Source organism: Dokdonia sp. Asnod2-E02, from assembly GCF_045063915.1.
In the GTDB taxonomy this organism is placed as follows: Bacteria; Bacteroidota; Bacteroidia; order Flavobacteriales; family Flavobacteriaceae; genus Dokdonia.
The window spans coordinates 3185028-3202071 of the sequence record NZ_JBEFNX010000005.1; the positions used below are offsets into that span (position 1 = coordinate 3185028).

Here is a 17044-nt window from a genome sequence, read left to right on the forward strand (position 1 = left end):
AAATGTTAATGTTTTAAGTAAAAATGAGTTAAAAGGGGGAATCTTGGCTATCGATTAACATTTAGCCGTTAAAGGCTGCTAAAGTCTAAAAAAAACGCAACAAATGGCGATACTTTTACATCATACTAATCAATAAAACAATCACATTATGTTACGTTACACAATCATATTTATTATTATCGCAATTATCGCTGCAATCTTTGGATTTGGTGGTATAGCCTCTGGAGCTGAGAGTATTGCAAAGATCTTATTCTTTATCTTCATTGTATTGTTTGTACTATCATTAGTAAGTCGTTTATTTAAGAGATAAGACTTGGCTATAAACCATATTTGGCAATCTTTCCATTAGTGAGAGATTGCCATTTTTCATTAAAAACCTAACTATTATGAAATATTTAAAAATGTCAATGCTAGTTGTAGTACTAGCTGTGATTACAAGTTGTGGTTCTACATCTGTTATTAAGGAATCAAAAAAAACACTTAAAGGAACCTGGACACTTAACGATGTGAGTTATGACCGTGCAGGCACTTATAATATAAACCTTTTGAACGATGCTTCTGAGGAGTGTATGGAAGGTAGTACTTGGAGATTTATACCTAATAATAATTTTGGAAACTATGAACTTTCGGGCGCAAGCTGCGATACCGAAACAAGATACTTTGTATGGTCTATACCTAATAACGAAGGTGATGAGATGAATTATGACATCTTACTAAAGCCTACAGATTCAAAAATGAAATCTGAGACTAATACTGGTTTTAGAATAGCGCTTTCTTACCTGTCTGATAGTCAGTTGCAAATGACGCAAACTGTTAATGTAGAAGGATCTCCTTTTAAAATCACAATGAATTTTACTAAAAACGCAGAGTAATTATTACACATCAAAAAATCATAAAAATGAAAAATATATTAAGAAATATAACGGTAGTAGCCCTTGGTGCTGCAATGCTTACAGGTTTTACTAGCTGTGAAGCGACAAAAAATGCAAATAATAAACAAAAAGGTGCCGTAATAGGTGCTACTGGTGGTGCCATACTAGGAGCCATTATAGGTAACAATGCCGGTAAAGGTGGTAATGGTGAGCTAGGAGCAGTTATAGGTGGTGTAGTAGGCGGTGGTGCTGGTGTTCTAATAGGAAATAAAATGGATAAGCAGGCACAACAGATAGAGCAAGAAATACCAGGTGCAAGTGTAGAGCGTGTAGATGATGGTATAGTCGTAACATTTGATGAGAACTCTGGTGTGTATTTTGATACAGCCAAGTATAACATTAACGCAAATAGCCAGACTATGCTCAACAAGCTTTCTAATATTATGAAAGAGTACAACCAGACTAATGTTATTGTAGCAGGGCACACAGATAGTGTAGGATCTGATGCAAGTAACCTGACATTATCTCAAAACAGAGCAAATGCAGTTACAAATTATATGATAGGTACAGGGCTTTCTGCAGGGCGTTTTACGACCGTATGGTATGGAGAGGCACAACCAGCAGCTAGTAATGATACAGCAGAGGGGAGAGCTCAAAACAGAAGAGTGCAACTTGCCATAGTGCCTAATGAGCAAATGAAAGAAGATGCAATAAATCAAGCGAACGGAGGTAATTAAGAACCAGCCTCAATAGAATTCATAAAATCCTTAAAACTTTAGTTTTAAGGATTTTTTATTGTCTCGTGGTTTGTAACTTCACAATGTGAGACAAGATTATGACATTATTATTGTAGGAGGTGGCCTTGCGGGACTAACCGCAGCTCTCCATTTATCCCAATCTGCTCATAGCATTCTTCTTATAGAAAAAAATGAGTATCCAAAACATAAGGTCTGCGGTGAGTATGTCTCAAATGAGGTATTGCCATATCTCAAACGTTTAGGTATAGATCCCATCGCTCACGGAGCAAGGGAGATTACAAAATTTTCTTTCTCAGGTTTAAGCGGTAAGGTGCTGCGCATAGATTTACCACTAGGAGGTTTTGGTATAAGTAGGTATGCACTAGATTATATGATGTACAATAGACTTCTTGAAAATGGCGTCACCGTTGAGAGAGCAAGCGTATTAGACATAACGTATGATGATCATATTTTTGAAGTTGCCATAGCTGGTAAAAGTTATAGAACACCACACGTAATAGGAGCCTACGGAAAGCGAAGTACGCTAGATATTACGCTTTCGCGAAAATTTATTTCCACCCGTTCTCCTTGGCTCGGTGTGAAGGCACATTATCAAGCAGATTTTCCAGAAGATCAAGTTGCCTTACATAACTTTAAAGGCGGGTATTGTGGTCTATCTAAAGTAGAGACAGATGCTGTAAATGTTTGTTATCTGGCAGATGTTGCATCATTTAAAAAATATAAAGATTTAGATACCTATCGAGTTGAAGTATTAGAAAAGAATAAAGAGCTGAAGTCATTTTTCGCGAAAGCGAAACCCTTGTTTAAAAAACCACTCACCATAAGTCAGATATCCTTTCAAAACAAGCAGACTGTGGAGAATCATATACTTATGATAGGTGATAGTGCAGGTCTTATACACCCGTTATGTGGTAATGGTATGGCGATGGCGATACATAGTGCTAAGATTGCTAGTGAATGTTTATTAGAATATCTGTTATACCCAAAAAGTAGAGCGCACCTAGAGCAAAATTATACCAAGCAGTGGAAGGCTGCATTTACAACCAGAATGCGCAACGGTGCTATCATACAGCGAGGCTTGCAAAGCGATACTATCACTAAAGTAGGTGTGAGAGTTTTACAGCAATCACCTAGATTACTCACTAAGATTATAACATCTACTCACGGCAAAAACCTTTTGTAATGAATTTTGATAAACGTAGTACTGCTCCAGAATTAATGGATGACCCAGAGTTGCCAGAAGCAGACCTACGTCTCGCTCTCAAAGATCTAGCTGTGGTAAACAAATACTTAGGCGGTAACAAGATAACAATCAATGCCCTTCAGGATATGATTACCTCACAACCCGATAAAAAACATTGGAGAGTGATAGATGTAGGTTGTGGAGATGGAGAGGTTTTAAGACAGATTGCAAGACATTTTGAAAACCTAGATTATAAGATAGATTTTATAGGGCTTGATATAAATGAGAAGAGCATTGCCAGAGCAATAAAGAAGTCAGAAGGTATCTCACATCTCGCGTTTAGTACTCAAAATATACTTACGCTAGACGCTGCTACAGCAGGGTGCGATATTATATTATGCACCTTGACAATGCACCACTTTACAGACCAGCAAATCTTTACCTTTATTAAAACCTTTGTGCAGCTTGCAAGTACAGGAGTGATTATAAATGATTTGCAGCGCAGTAAGATTGCATATCGTTTGTTTCAGCTTTTTAGCGGTATATTTATGAAAAGTAAGATTGCTAAGTATGATGGTAAGGTGAGTATAGCTAGAGCCTTTAAAAAAGAAGAATTAGAAACCTATTCAAAACAACTCGCACTAGATAGTTATTCCATAAATTGGAAATGGGCATTTAGATACTTGTGGGTTATAAAAACAATATGAGCGTAAAAATCACAACGGTAGCAAAGCAGTTGCCACAATACTCTCGCACCACAGAGGAAATCTTACCTTTTTTAGACATATGGTTAGACGGGCAAGAAGATCGCTTTAAGAGGAAGGTAAAAAAGATTTTTGGCAATGCCGCAGTAGATAAGCGCTATAGTATAATGGCACCAGAGGAGGTGTTTACTGCTACCAGTTTTCAAGAAAAAAACGATATCTACACGCGAGAGGTTATAAAGCTAGGAGAGCAAGTGCTCTCAAAAGCACTTGATAAAGCTGCGTGGGAAGGGCAATCGTTAGATTTTATAATAACAGTGAGCTGTACAGGTATTATGATACCGTCACTAGATGCCTATTTAATAAATGCTTTAAATCTAAGACAAGACATTGTACGTCTTCCAGTAACCGAGATGGGCTGCGCCGCTGGCGTGAGCGGTACTGTTTATGCAAATGAGTTTCTCAAAGCAAATCCTGGCAAGAGAGCCGCGGTGATTGCTATAGAGAGTCCTACGGCTACCTTTCAGCACGATGATTACTCTATGGTAAATGTGGTGAGTGCGGCAATTTTTGGTGACGGAGCTGCCTGTGTTTTATTATCGAGTAGAGAAGAAGATAAGGGGCCAGAGATAGTAGATACCGCAATGTATCACTTTTACAATGCACAAGAGATGATGGGTTTTAAGCTGGTAAATACAGGTTTACAAATGATACTAGACCAGCAAGTACCACAACAAATAGCAGATAAGTTTCCAGATATTATACATCCGTTTCTTGCACAAAATGGATTTAGTATAGAAGATGTAAACCACCTTATATTTCATCCAGGAGGCCGTAAAATTGTAGAGACGGTAGAAGACCTTTTTGGTAAACTAGGTAAAAATATAGATGATACAAAAGAGGTTCTAAAGTTGTATGGTAATATGAGTAGTGCCACTGTTTTGTACGTTTTAGAACGTTTTCTAGACCGACAGTGTGCTCCGGGGGATCTAGGGATAATGTTGAGTTTTGGTCCAGGTTTTTCGGCACAACGTGTACTTTTAAAATGGTAATAAGAGATGAGTCAAAGCTATAAAAATAAATATGCTGTTATACTGGGTGGAAGTGCAGGATTAGGCCTTGCCACGGCAAAGAAGCTTGCCCACGAGGGTATGAATATTATTATCATACACAGGTCAAGACGTAGCGTGGTCGCAGCTTTTGAAGATGCTGTGCGGGAGATGGAGGTCTCTGGCTGTGAGATTATATCTTATAACACAGATGCACTTAACCCTAAGAAAAGGCAAGAGACTGTAGATGATATTTTAGCAAAACTTGGTAAAGGTGTCATTAAATTAATCTTACATAGTATTGCACGCGGTAACCTAAAGCCGTTGTATGATACAGAAGGCGGACATACACTTTCTAATGAAGATTTTAAAGGCACGCTGGATGCAATGGCAGTGAGTTATTATGATTGGGTTTCCGCTTTCGCGAAAGCGGAATTATTTACCCCATCTGCAAGAGCCATTGCATTTACGAGTGAGGGGAGTAGTCGTGCGTGGCCACAATATGCAGCAGTTGCGGCGGCAAAAGCTGCCCTAGAGAGTATCTCTCGCGGAATTGCCCTTGAGTTTGCACCGCTGGGCATAACGTCTAACTGCATACAAGCCGGCGTTACAGATACTGAAAGCTTACGCCTCATACCGGGTAGTGATAAGATGAAAGAAATGGCGGTTAAGAGAAATCCATACCAACGACTTACACTTCCTAACGATGTGGCAAATGCAGTGTATCTTTTAACAAGAGACGAAGCCTCGTGGATTAACGGTACAACAATACCAGTAGATGGAGGTGAACACATAAGATAATGAGCGGAGAAGAAATCATTGCAGCACTACCATATGGCGAGCCATTTTTATTTGTAGATACTATAGATATGGTGACAAAAGAGGAGATACACGGTAGTTATACCTTTAAACCTGAGGCTTTTTTTTACAAAGGCCATTTTAAAGATCTACCAGTTACTCCTGGAGTCATTCTTACAGAGTGTATGGCACAAATAGGTCTTGTAAGCTTAGGTATTTATAAAATGCAAGATAAGGACCTATCTCAATTACAAGTAGCTTTTACAAATGCACAAACGGAGTTTTTAAAACCTGTATTACCAGGAGAACGAGTTTTAGTAAAAGCTGTACAAAAATACTTTAGATTTAATAAATTAAAGTGTGCCGTAAAGTTATATAATGAAGGAGGTGATATTTGCGCTCAAGGTGAGCTAGCAGGAATTTTTAGCACAAAAGATGAAGAATAGAGTAGTGATTACAGGTATGGGTGTTTGTGCTCCTAACGGAATAGGGTTAGCACAATTCTCTGATGCTATATTTTCGGGTAAAAGTGGTGTTACTTTTCATCAACAGCTAGCAGATTTGAATTTTGGCTGTCAGATTGCGGGACAGCCTGATGTTACTCCTGAGCTTTTAAAAGAATACTTCACACCCTTGCAGTTACGTGATTTACAAAGTTCGGGTATTGAGTATGGTATGATAGCAGGTGTAGACGCTTGGAAAGATGCTGGTCTCAATATTATGGATAAGGATGCTGTAGACTATGATAGTGGGATAATTTTTGGCGTTTCGCTTCTGGGTGCAGAAAAATTTAGAAGCGCTATTTACCAAACTGATGAGGGTAAAGTGCGTCGCTTAGGAAGCACTACAGTAATCCAAACAATGGCAAGCGGGATAAGTGCCTACTTAGGTGGTTACATAGGTTGTGGTAATCAAGTTACAACAAATAGTAGTGCCTGTACTACAGGTCTTGAGAGTGTCTTAATGGGATATGAACGCGTGCGCAATGGTGATGCGGTACGTATGCTAGTAGGGAGCTGTAACGACAGTGGTCCTTACATATGGGGTGGTTTTGATGCTATGCGTGTACTTACTAAAAAATATAATGAGAACCCTACGGCTGGAAGTAGGCCTATGCAAGAAGATGCAAATGGTTTTGTACCGGGCAGTGGGGCAGGAGCACTTGTGCTAGAATCTTTAGATAGTGCAATGTCACGGGGAGCTCGCATTTATGCAGAAGTATTAGGAGGAGCCGTAAATAGTGGCGGACAGCGTATGGGAGGCACAATGACAGCACCTAACAGTGAAGCTGTACAGCACTGTATTCGTACTGCTGTAAGAAATAGTGATATAGATAGTCGAGATATAGATACCATAAATGGTCACCTTACATCTACAGGAATGTGCCCTACAGAGATAAAAAATTGGAGTGAAGCGTTAGAGTTAAGGGGTAAAGATTTTCCTTATATTAATTCTCTCAAGAGTATGACTGGTCATTGCCTTGCTGCCGCTGGTAGCATTGAGACTGTGGCAACCATATTAGAACTCAAGAATAATAAGGTCTTTGGCAATATAAATACGGGTAATTTACACCCAGATATAAAGGGTATAATAGATGATAGCTGTGTGCCTAGTCATACCGTAAACAAAACAATTTCTATAGCGGCTAAAGCTAGTTTTGGCTTTGGAGATGTAAATTGCTGTATGATATTTAAAAAATTTACAGCTTAATATAAATATGATAGTAACCTGATGAGTAAAAATCTCATCACACATTTAAAGATATGAACACAAAGCATTACGACGAGTTAAAAAACATTATTAAAATCTATCTTCCAGAAGATGTCTCTGTAGATGATATTAAACCTACCAGTCATCTCACTCAAGAGCTTAATATAAATTCTGCAAATCTGGTAGACATCGTATTAGACGTAGAAGATCATTTTGATATTACCATAGAGGATGATGAGATAGAAAAGATGGAAACAGTAAAATCTGCTATAGAAATTATAGAAGCAAAGGTTTTATAAGACTTTTTGAAGTAAAATAAGTTATTCAAAAAGCTCCTGATAGGGGGCTTTTTTATTTGTAGTACATTTCTTTGTTGAAAATTACGCATTTTTATTCCGAAGTATATTTACTCTATTTTTTATGCTAACCGATAAAAACTTACTTTTTAAAATATTGATTTACAGTATTTTATATTTATCGGGGTTTATGATTAATATAATTTGTAATTTTAGTGTATAAGTAAACTTTTATCGGCGTGTACTTATAATCAATGGTTTATACGATGTTTTTGTACCTTACAGACATCAACCAAACGAACACTTATGAAATCATCACTCATTGCATTGCTTGTTTTACTTAGCATCCCGCTAGTCGCTTTTTCAAATCCTACATTAGATCCAGGTGAAAATCCTATACTACAAACTCAAGAAGGTCTTTATATAGACGCAGCCAGTGCTTTAGAACGACAGGCTATTGCATTTACCAAAAAAGGTGATACAGATAAAGCCGTAGCAGCACTAGATGCCTACATACTTGAAACTGGTGATTTTTCAATCTTAGAAAATAGTTCTTATGAGAGTTTAAAGCGCAATGAAGGTTTTATTGCTCTAAAGGATAAATACCTAGTTAAATTTAATATGGGTACTTTCTTTTATCTATATGTAGGTTTAATAGGCATATTTATAGCACTTATATTAAATGCTAGAAAGAAACAAGATAAGATTGCAAATGGGCTCATAAGCCTTTTTGTATTTATGCACTCATTTTTCTTAATACACGTAGCGCTTTATTTATCAAACTATGTGTATTACGAGCCGCACACATTATCTATGTCTGCACCGTTTTCATTTTTATATGGTCCTGTACTTTATTTTTATTTTAAGCGAATTACCAAAAATTATGAGTTTAAAAAGAAAGATGCTCTCCATTTAATCCCTACGGTTATATTTTTAATATTACTCATCCCAGTCTTTGCAATGTCTGCAGAGGGTAAATTAGAAATTATGCTAGGGGAAGGGTCTTACTCTACATTACCATATCTAGTACCAGCAACCATACTGAAATTTACATCACTAGTAGTTTATGGTTTCTTTACTATCAAATTATATTTAGATAGTAAAAAGGAAAAATCAACAGATCTTAAGCAATTGAGATTACGTCGTAATATAGTTATCGTGCATAGCGTCTATGCTGTATTTTATGCACTGTATGCTTTTATTATAGTGCAATATAGTTTTGGTAGTAGCCTATTGCATATTCAGCTCTTGGCAATGACAAGTCTTGTGTTATATGTAGGTTATGTCGCGTACTCAAATCCACTAGCACTCATAGGTAGTGTCAAAAAAGTCAAAAAGGCAGCTACCAAATATCAAAACTCTGGTCTTACTCAAAGCTTCTCTACAGAACTTAAAGAACAACTTGTCAAGTTACTAGAAGAAGATAAACTGTACAGAGAAAGTACTCTTAAACTGGAGTATGTAGCAGAGCGTTTAGGAACTACCCGTCACAACGCATCGCAGGTTATAAACGAACACTTTGGTCTTAACTTTTTTGAGCTTATTAATAAGTATCGAGTAGAAGAAGCAATGGAGCGATTAAAAAACAATCCAGAAAACCTCAATATCATAGATATTGCCTACGAGGTGGGTTATAATAATAAAGTGACTTTTAATAAGTCTTTTAAAAGGTTTTGTGACCTTACACCTACACAGTTTTTAAAACTAGAAAGTGTGAGTTGATCATTGTATTAAATAGTTGGAATATTCATAATCGGCTCTCAAGTAGAGTCGATTTTTTTGTGCGTCTGTGCGGTAGCCTTTACGCTTTCGCGAAAGCGTAAACCCTTTTTCATTAATCATTTCCTCATTAATAACCAGGCTATAATGATCTGAAGTTTTTACCCAGTATCCCAGCCAGTCTAATGTAGACTCGTCATAATAAAGATACCAAGTGTCTGTACCGTCTTGAAAAGTCACTTTAAGCTCGTGTGCTGGTGAACCTTGAAAATCTGTAATACCCAAGTATGTTTTTACTGAGCTATCTGTGTCTAGCGTGTAGGGGAGACCTAGCACAAAAGTCGCCGCATATAGTTTCTTTTGTAGGGCAGTCTTACTTACAGATGTATCACGTATTCCATCTTTAAACTGTAGTATAGCAGTATCCTTTTGTATGAGTTTAAACGTGTGTAGGCTATCTTTCCAGGTGATAGATCTCATAGCGCCATTTGTAAAATCATAGGTGTGTTTTTCGAGACGGTCTATTTCGGTAGTGCTATCTTTATCATAAAGTTTGAATGCTTTTTCAAAAGAGAGTGATTTTATGCTCTCGTAATTTTCCTTTCCGCCGCTGGAGCTCATTATTTTTTGTAATAATGCATTTCCAGTCATTACTTCTGGTGTAGAAGCTGTGTTGGTCCTAAATAAAAAAAATAATAATACTGCGATGCCACCAGCAATAGCAATAAGTATGAGTCTTCTTTGTAAACCTCTCAATACAGCCATAAATTTGTAATATTAGAATCCACAATATACAATATAGTGCACATTTATAAGAGTGATTTATAGTGATGATAGGGGTGTGGTTTTTCGCGAAAGCGTAAAAAAGATAGCAATCAACAAAGAGATTTTAAAATTGTTAATTACTTCTTTTTTTTGTGCTTACTTAACCCATCGCAAGTCCTTATATTAGCGACTCCACGACATTTTATGGCTCAAGAAACACAATACAACGAAGATAATATACGCTCCCTCGACTGGAAGGAGCATATCCGGATGCGTCCCGGGATGTATATAGGTAAACTAGGAGACGGCTCAAGTGCAGATGATGGTATCTATATCCTTGTAAAAGAGGTGCTGGATAACTGTATCGATGAATTTGTAATGGGTGCTGGTAAGACCATTGAGATTTCTATACAAGGCGAAAAAGTAATCGTACGCGATTACGGCCGTGGGATTCCGCTAGGAAAAGTGGTTGATGTGGTTTCAAAAATGAACACGGGTGGTAAGTATGACTCGCGTGCATTTAAGAAATCTGTAGGACTTAACGGTGTAGGTACAAAGGCAGTAAATGCCCTTTCTAATTACTTTAGAGTAGAGTCTACAAGAGATGGTAAGTCTGCAAGTGCAGAGTTTGAGCGTGGAGAGCTTACAAATCAAGATTTACTAGATGAGACTTCACGTAGGCGCGGGACCAAGGTTTCGTTTGTGCCAGATAGTGAGATATTTAAGAATTTTAAGTTTCGCTCTGAGTATGTAGAGCGCCTTATAAAGAACTATGTATACCTTAATCCGGGTCTGACCATTGTTTTTAATGGTGAGAAGTTCTTTTCTGAAAATGGATTAAAAGATTTACTATCTGAGTCTATAGCAGAGGGGGATAGACTTTATGATATTATCCACCTTAAAGGTGAAGATATTGAGGTCGCTATCACACACAGTAAAACGCAGTACTCAGAAGAGTATCACTCTTTTGTAAACGGGCAGCATACCACTCAAGGAGGTACACACCAAGCGGCATTTAGAGAGAGTATCGTGCGTACTATACGAGAGTTTTATGGTAAAAACTATGAAGCTTCAGATATTAGAAAGTCCATTGTTTCCGCTATAAGTATCAAGGTGATGGAGCCTGTTTTTGAGTCGCAGACAAAGACCAAACTAGGTTCTACAGATATGGGAGGAGACTTACCTACGGTAAGAACCTACATAAATGATTTCTTAAAAACCGCCCTTGATAACTTCTTACACAAAAATCCGCCAGTGGCAGATGCTTTGCAACGCAAGATTTTACAAGCAGAGCGTGAGCGTAAAGACCTCTCTGGAATAAGAAAACTTGCAAAGGAGAGAGCAAAAAAAGCGAGTTTACACAACAAGAAATTAAGAGATTGCCGTATACACCTTACAGATAGTAAGAAAGCCCGAAACCTAGAGACTACACTGTTTATCACAGAGGGAGACTCTGCATCTGGATCTATAACAAAGTCACGAGATGTAAATACGCAAGCGGTTTTTAGCCTTAAGGGAAAGCCACTTAATAGCTACGGTCTTTCAAAGAAGATTGTATATGAAAACGAAGAATTTAACCTCTTACAAGCAGCACTCAATATAGAAGAGTCTATTGAAGATTTGCGCTACAACAACATTGTAATCGCTACTGATGCCGATGTAGACGGTATGCACATACGCCTGTTACTAATTACATTTTTTCTTCAGTTTTTTCCTGAAGTAATTAAAGAAGGACATCTGTATATACTAGAGACACCACTTTTTAGAGTACGTAATAAGAAAGAAACCATATACTGCTACAGTGATCAAGAAAAGGCAGATGCGATGGCAAAGCTAGGCGCAAAGCCAGAGATTACACGATTTAAGGGACTTGGTGAGATATCGCCAGATGAGTTTCAGTTTTTTATAGGAGAAGATATTAGGCTAGCACCAGTAATGCTTGACAAAGCACTTATGATAGAAGATCTTCTCTCTTTCTATATGGGTAAAAACACCCCAGATAGACAGAAGTTCATTATTGAGAATCTAAAGGTAGAACTAGATAGAGTAGTAGAGGAGTAAAAGAATAACGCTTTCGCGAAAGCGTAAAAAAAAGATTGAGGCAACCATTATAAGTTTTTAAGCGTCTATAGTTATAGTAAGAACCTTAAAACAAGTGAAGATGATTAAAAGATTTACAATTATTGCAACCCTAAGTATTTTATTAATGGGCTGTGCCTCTGCAGTTATAAATACGGTGATGAAGATTAACACAGGAGAAGCAAAACGTTTTGCTAAAGCTGTAATGAGTGATGAAGCAATTGATTTTAGAAAATTTTCTGTGTCTAGTGATTTAAAAGAATATTTGAAGAGTGAGGAAGGAGTTACCTATTTCAACTCAATTAAGAAAGAGGCGGGTACTTTAAAAGCATTAAAACTTAAAAATGTCAAAGGTTCAACCTCAGACACTATGAACTATAATTTTATTGCGAGTTTTAAAGAAAATGAACTTCAAAGTGAAGTGCGAGTTCAAACCTACGGCGATAGTAGATTTATAAATGTATTTGTAACTCCGCAGCAAGAGACGGTGGAACTATTAGAAAAGTAAGTGTTATTACAACCAATTAATGAGCGAAGAAATAAACGACCATAACGAAGACGAAGAATTAAACTCAGATATGCTTCCATCTCAAACTGGAGAAGGAAGTGGGGAGACGATTACTCGTGTCTCTGGAATGTTTGAAGATTGGTTTTTAGACTATGCATCTTATGTAATACTTGAGCGTGCTGTACCTGCAATAGAGGATGGCTTTAAGCCTGTGCAGCGACGTATTATGCACGCACTTAAGGAGCTAGATGACGGTCGTTATAATAAAGTAGCAAATGTAGTAGGGCACACAATGCAGTATCACCCTCACGGTGATGCGAGTATAGGTGATGCAATGGTGCAAATAGGCCAGAAAGACCTACTCATCGATACACAGGGTAACTGGGGTAATATTTTAACCGGAGACCGCGCGGCGGCATCTAGATATATCGAGGCACGCCTCTCAAAATTTGCACTAGACGTTGTTTATAACCCAAAGATTACAGACTGGCAGGCCTCTTATGATGGTCGTAAAAAAGAGCCTATAAACTTACCAGTAATGTTTCCTTTATTACTCGCTCAAGGTGCAGAGGGAATTGCCGTAGGGTTAAGTACTAAGGTGATGCCTCACAATTTTATAGAACTCATAGATGCTTCTATAAAACACCTTAAAGGAAAACGATTTACCATTTATCCAGATTTTCCTACCGCTGGTATTGCAGATTTTACAGACTATAAAGATGGTTTAAGAGGCGGGAAGATACGCTGTCGTGCTCGTATGAGCCAGCAGGATAAAAACACGCTAGTAATTACTGAGCTGCCTTTTGGACAGACTACTACATCGCTCATAGATTCTATTCTTAAAGCAAATGATAAGGGTAAAATCAAGATAAAAAAGATAGAAGATAATACCTCTGCAAATGTTGAGATTCTTGTGCATTTGCCGAGTGGTATTTCTCCAGATAAAACCATTGATGCATTGTATGCATTTACAAATTGTGAGACATCTATATCACCACTAGGTTGTGTTATTGAAGATAACAAGCCACTTTTTGTGGGAGTGTCAGAAATGTTACGCAGATCTACGGATCGTACAAAAGCACTTCTTAAGTCTGAGTTGGAAATCCAGCTTGGAGAATTTGAAAACCAATGGCATTATGCTTCACTAGAACGTATTTTTATTGAGAATAGAATTTATCGTGATATTGAAGAACAAGAGACTTGGGATGGCGTAATTAAAGCTATAGATGAAGGTTTAAAACCTCACATAGGTCACTTAAAGCGCGCTGTGACTGTAGAGGATATCACACGTCTTACCGAGATACGTATTAAACGTATTTCTAAGTTTGATATAGATAAAGCACAGCAGAAGATAGATGCTCTTGAGGATCAAATAGCCCAAGTAAAGTATCATCTAGATAATCTCACACAGTATGCGATAGACTACTTTACGCGTCTCAAAAAAGATTACGGAAAAGGAAAAGAACGTAAAACTGAGATCCGTGTTTTTGACGATATTCAAGCAGCTAAGGTTGTCTTAAGAAATACAAAACTTTATGTAAACAGAGCAGAGGGCTTTGTGGGTACCTCTCTTAAAAGGGACGAGTATGTTACAGATTGTTCAGACATAGATGATATTATTGTATTTACAAAGTCTGGATCTATGATGGTGGTTAAGGTGGAGTCCAAAACCTTTATAGGTAAAGACATCATACACGTTGCTATATTTAAGAAAAAAGATAAGCGCACTACCTATAATATGATTTATAGAGCAGGTAGTGGATTACCTACATATGTTAAACGTTTTAATGTTACCTCTGTCACACGTAATAATGATTACCAGCTTGCTGGTGATAAAAAGGGAGCTCAAGTACTCTATTTTAGCGCAAACCCTAACGGAGAGGCAGAACTTGTGACGGTCTATTTACGAGCTGTAGCATCAGTTAAAAAACTTAGGCTAGAGATAGACTTTGCAGATGTGCTTATAAAAGGCAGATCGTCTAAGGGTAACATCGTTTCAAAAAACGCTGTAAAATCTGTAGAGCTCAAAGAGAAAGGCCTCTCTACGCTCAAGCCTCGTAAAATATGGTTTGATGAGACTGTGCAAAGACTTAATCTTGATGAGCGTGGTGATCTTCTGGGAGAATTTAGACCAGATGATAGATTACTTATCATTAACCAGCACGGTAATGTACGTACTATTATACCCGAGGTAACACATCACTTTGATGATGATATGATTGTTCTTGAAAAGTGGGAGCCTAGAAAGCCTATCACAGCCATTTATTGGGACGGAGAAAAGGAACGTTACTACGGTAAGCGCTTTTTAATAGATAGTCCAGATAAGGAAGAAACCTTTATATCAGACCACAGTAATAGCCAGCTAGAGCTTGTATCTACAGACTGGAGGCCTGTTGCAGAGATGGTTTTTTATAAGCAACGTGGTAAAGACCAGCGTGAGAATGAAACAGTCTCTATGGAAGACTTTATCGCTATAAAGGGTATTTCGGCAATGGGTAATACGTTCTTTACCGAAAAACTTAAAGGTCTCGACTGGATTGAACCACTGCCGTACGAGGTCCCAAAAGAAGTAGCAAAGGAGCAAATAGAGGTAGTAGACGAGCAAGAGGTTTCAAACAGCCCTAGTACAGAGCTACCATCAGGCAAAGACAATAACTCAGAGCCTTCAGATGATGTAGATGATGGCGAAGGGCAAACCACATTGTTTTAAATCACATTTACTATATACCCCTCATTGAGACATATATTAGATATGTCTAATGGTTATTGTAAATATGTTAGTTTCCAGTATATTTACTAAGCTAGACATACTTGGCGCGGTGATATTATGATGGAGTTAATAAAACATATCAACTTAAAAACTATTTTTATAGTGTTGTGTGTTTTTAATTCCGCTTTCGCGAAAGCGTATACCACCTACGACCCCTGCGCATTACTTACCTCACCAGTACAGGGAGCAATAGATGTTTCCATTACCGAAACTATATTTTTTGAAAGTATACCTGGAGCAGTGAGCTACTTTGTAGATTTAGGCACTACACCAGGGGGGATAGATATTCTTGATAATTTCAATACCGGAAGTAATACTCAGTTTACGGCTCCTCAGGGTTTTCCAGAAAGCACATTGATTTATATCACCATAAGAGGGTTCTTTCCAAGTGGAAGTACTGTAAGCTGTGATTCTCAATTTTTTACTACAGAAGATAATATACTCCCACCCGAATGTACAGAAGTTGCTTTTCCGTCTAATGGAGCGATAGATGTACCGGTAAACACAAGTATATCGTGGGCGTATGCTTCACGCGCCACGGGTTATTTAATAAGTATAGGTACATCGCCTGGAGGGGTAGATGTAATTAATGCTCAAGATGTAGGTAATACACTCACATTTACGCCAGCTTTTAATTTTGATTCAGACACTACCTATTATGTAACGATAACACCTTATAATGAAAATGGGCAGAATTCCACCTGTGCAGAAACCAGTTTTACAACAGAGGTAGTAGCCTCAGAAGTGCCAGAGTGTACACAACTTTTTAGCCCTATGGATGGAGCGATAGAAGTTGCACTCACGCCATTGCTTGAATGGTTTCCTGTAAATAATGTTGAGGGGTATTTGATAAAAATAGGATCAACACCAGGAGGTGATGATGTACTTGCAAATACTAATATAGGTCAAGCAACATCAACTCCTGTAATAGACTTTGAAGAAGGCGTTACGTACTACGTGACCATAACGCCATTTAATGCCGCTGGACAAGCTCAAAACTGTACACAAACTAGTTTTACTACAACACTAGGCTGTGGACCATACACAGATGGCATTACTGGTGAGATGGTAGATTTAAATCCCGTAATCACACTAGAAGATAGTTATGAAATTTGTGATGAAGAGACTCCATTAGAATTAAGTTACTCAGAAGGTTATGATACAATATTTTGGTACAAAATAGTAGAGGGGCAACAGCAACTCATATCTACAGACGGTAATGTGGCTATAGCAGAGACTGGTACGTATCTACTCGAGGTTAATGAAGAGGCAATGATAGAAGCAGGATTTGTGACTTGTACTGCTACACATTTGTTTAATGTCACGGTTTCTCAATCTCCTGTCATAAGTAATTTGATTATAAATAATGAAGGTAGTTTTGTTTCCGTTATTGTAGAGTTAGAAGAAGAAGGAGATTTTGAATACTCCAGTACGGGTGTAAACGGACCTTATCAATCTAGCTCCTTTTTACAGAATATAAATCCGCTTGATATTCAAGTATTCGTAAGAGACCGCATAGGTTGTGGTTCAGATAGTAGAACTATAAAACCTGACCCAGGCTTCCCAAAATATTTCACGCCTAATGGTGACGGTATAAATGACACCTGGCAGGTGAGGGGAGTAGAGGTAAATGGAGAGACAGTTACTAGTATAGAGATTTATGACCGTTACGGTAAGCGATTAAAGACCATTTTGCCATATGGTTCAGGTTGGGATGGAACATATCAAGGCAGAGAATTACTAGACAGTGGGTTTTGGTATAAAGCAAATACAGCGTCTAACGTAATCTTTACGGGCTATTTTGCATTAAGACGACAATAGAATAGGTACGCT

The 17044-nt window shown here is 37.8% G+C and carries 16 protein-coding genes; 15 read left to right on the forward strand and 1 reads right to left on the reverse strand.

Going from position 1 to position 17044, the window contains the following annotated elements; genetic code table 11:
• Positions 1-148 precede the first annotated feature (148 nt).
• From ACJJVM_RS14460 to ACJJVM_RS14510, 11 genes are all read left to right on the forward strand, one after another.
• The gene (locus ACJJVM_RS14460; RefSeq protein WP_021778916.1) at positions 149-310 is read left to right on the forward strand and encodes a DUF1328 family protein; all 162 of its coding nucleotides are present in this window, start codon (positions 149-151) and stop codon (positions 308-310) included.
• Between the two features lie 76 nt (positions 311-386).
• Positions 387-872 carry a lipocalin family protein gene (locus ACJJVM_RS14465; protein WP_405212102.1) on the forward strand — a complete coding sequence of 162 codons (486 nt, stop codon included), beginning with the start codon at positions 387-389 and terminating at the stop codon, positions 870-872.
• A 26-nt stretch (positions 873-898) separates the two neighbouring features.
• A complete protein-coding gene (locus ACJJVM_RS14470; RefSeq protein WP_035324923.1) occupies positions 899-1609 on the forward strand; it encodes an OmpA family protein in 711 nt (236 codons plus the stop codon).
• A gap of 85 nt (positions 1610-1694) precedes the next feature.
• Positions 1695-2813 (forward strand): NAD(P)/FAD-dependent oxidoreductase, encoded by a 1119-nt coding sequence (locus ACJJVM_RS14475; protein ID WP_405212104.1) that lies wholly within the window; start codon positions 1695-1697, stop codon positions 2811-2813.
• Positions 2813-3520: a methyltransferase domain-containing protein gene (locus tag ACJJVM_RS14480; protein WP_405212105.1), complete on the forward strand. Its 708-nt coding sequence runs from the start codon at positions 2813-2815 to the stop codon at positions 3518-3520. Before ACJJVM_RS14475 ends, ACJJVM_RS14480 begins: the two co-directional genes overlap by 1 nt.
• Positions 3517-4569, forward strand: coding sequence for a type III polyketide synthase (locus ACJJVM_RS14485; protein ID WP_405212106.1), 1053 nt, complete (start codon positions 3517-3519; stop codon positions 4567-4569). Before ACJJVM_RS14480 ends, ACJJVM_RS14485 begins: the two co-directional genes overlap by 4 nt.
• 6 nt (positions 4570-4575) lie before the next feature.
• Positions 4576-5367 (forward strand): SDR family oxidoreductase, encoded by a 792-nt coding sequence (locus ACJJVM_RS14490; RefSeq protein WP_405212108.1) that lies wholly within the window; start codon positions 4576-4578, stop codon positions 5365-5367.
• Positions 5367-5810 (forward strand): 3-hydroxyacyl-ACP dehydratase FabZ family protein, encoded by a 444-nt coding sequence (locus ACJJVM_RS14495; RefSeq protein WP_405212109.1) that lies wholly within the window; start codon positions 5367-5369, stop codon positions 5808-5810. The genes ACJJVM_RS14490 and ACJJVM_RS14495 overlap by 1 nt, the downstream gene beginning before the upstream one ends.
• Positions 5800-7074 carry a beta-ketoacyl-[acyl-carrier-protein] synthase family protein gene (locus ACJJVM_RS14500; RefSeq protein ID WP_405212110.1) on the forward strand — a complete coding sequence of 425 codons (1275 nt, stop codon included), beginning with the start codon at positions 5800-5802 and terminating at the stop codon, positions 7072-7074. The genes ACJJVM_RS14495 and ACJJVM_RS14500 overlap by 11 nt, the downstream gene beginning before the upstream one ends.
• A 53-nt stretch (positions 7075-7127) precedes the next feature.
• Positions 7128-7373, forward strand: coding sequence for an acyl carrier protein (locus ACJJVM_RS14505; protein ID WP_298348757.1), 246 nt, complete (start codon positions 7128-7130; stop codon positions 7371-7373).
• Positions 7374-7676: 303 nt separating this feature from the next.
• Complete coding sequence (locus ACJJVM_RS14510; protein ID WP_298348759.1) at positions 7677-9092, forward strand: AraC family transcriptional regulator; 1416 nt, start codon at positions 7677-7679, stop codon at positions 9090-9092.
• On the opposite strand, the gene ACJJVM_RS14515 is transcribed toward ACJJVM_RS14510, so the two are convergent.
• Positions 9093-9854 (reverse strand): hypothetical protein, encoded by a 762-nt coding sequence (locus ACJJVM_RS14515; RefSeq protein WP_405212111.1) that lies wholly within the window; start codon positions 9852-9854, stop codon positions 9093-9095. It abuts the gene before it with no gap.
• A 204-nt stretch (positions 9855-10058) separates the two neighbouring features.
• Between ACJJVM_RS14515 and ACJJVM_RS14520 the strand changes: the two genes are divergently transcribed.
• The 4 genes from ACJJVM_RS14520 to ACJJVM_RS14535 all read left to right on the forward strand — a co-directional run bounded on the left by ACJJVM_RS14520 (position 10059) and on the right by ACJJVM_RS14535 (position 17032).
• The gene (locus ACJJVM_RS14520; RefSeq protein WP_035336754.1) at positions 10059-11915 is read left to right on the forward strand and encodes a DNA topoisomerase IV subunit B; all 1857 of its coding nucleotides are present in this window, start codon (positions 10059-10061) and stop codon (positions 11913-11915) included.
• A 100-nt stretch (positions 11916-12015) separates the two neighbouring features.
• A complete protein-coding gene (locus ACJJVM_RS14525) occupies positions 12016-12441 on the forward strand; it encodes a hypothetical protein (RefSeq protein ID WP_298348765.1) in 426 nt (141 codons plus the stop codon).
• A 19-nt stretch (positions 12442-12460) separates the two neighbouring features.
• Positions 12461-15151: a DNA gyrase/topoisomerase IV subunit A gene (locus ACJJVM_RS14530; protein WP_405212112.1), complete on the forward strand. Its 2691-nt coding sequence runs from the start codon at positions 12461-12463 to the stop codon at positions 15149-15151.
• A 117-nt stretch (positions 15152-15268) separates the two neighbouring features.
• Positions 15269-17032 (forward strand): T9SS type B sorting domain-containing protein, encoded by a 1764-nt coding sequence (locus ACJJVM_RS14535; RefSeq protein WP_405212113.1) that lies wholly within the window; start codon positions 15269-15271, stop codon positions 17030-17032.
• Positions 17033-17044: the final 12 nt, after the last annotated feature.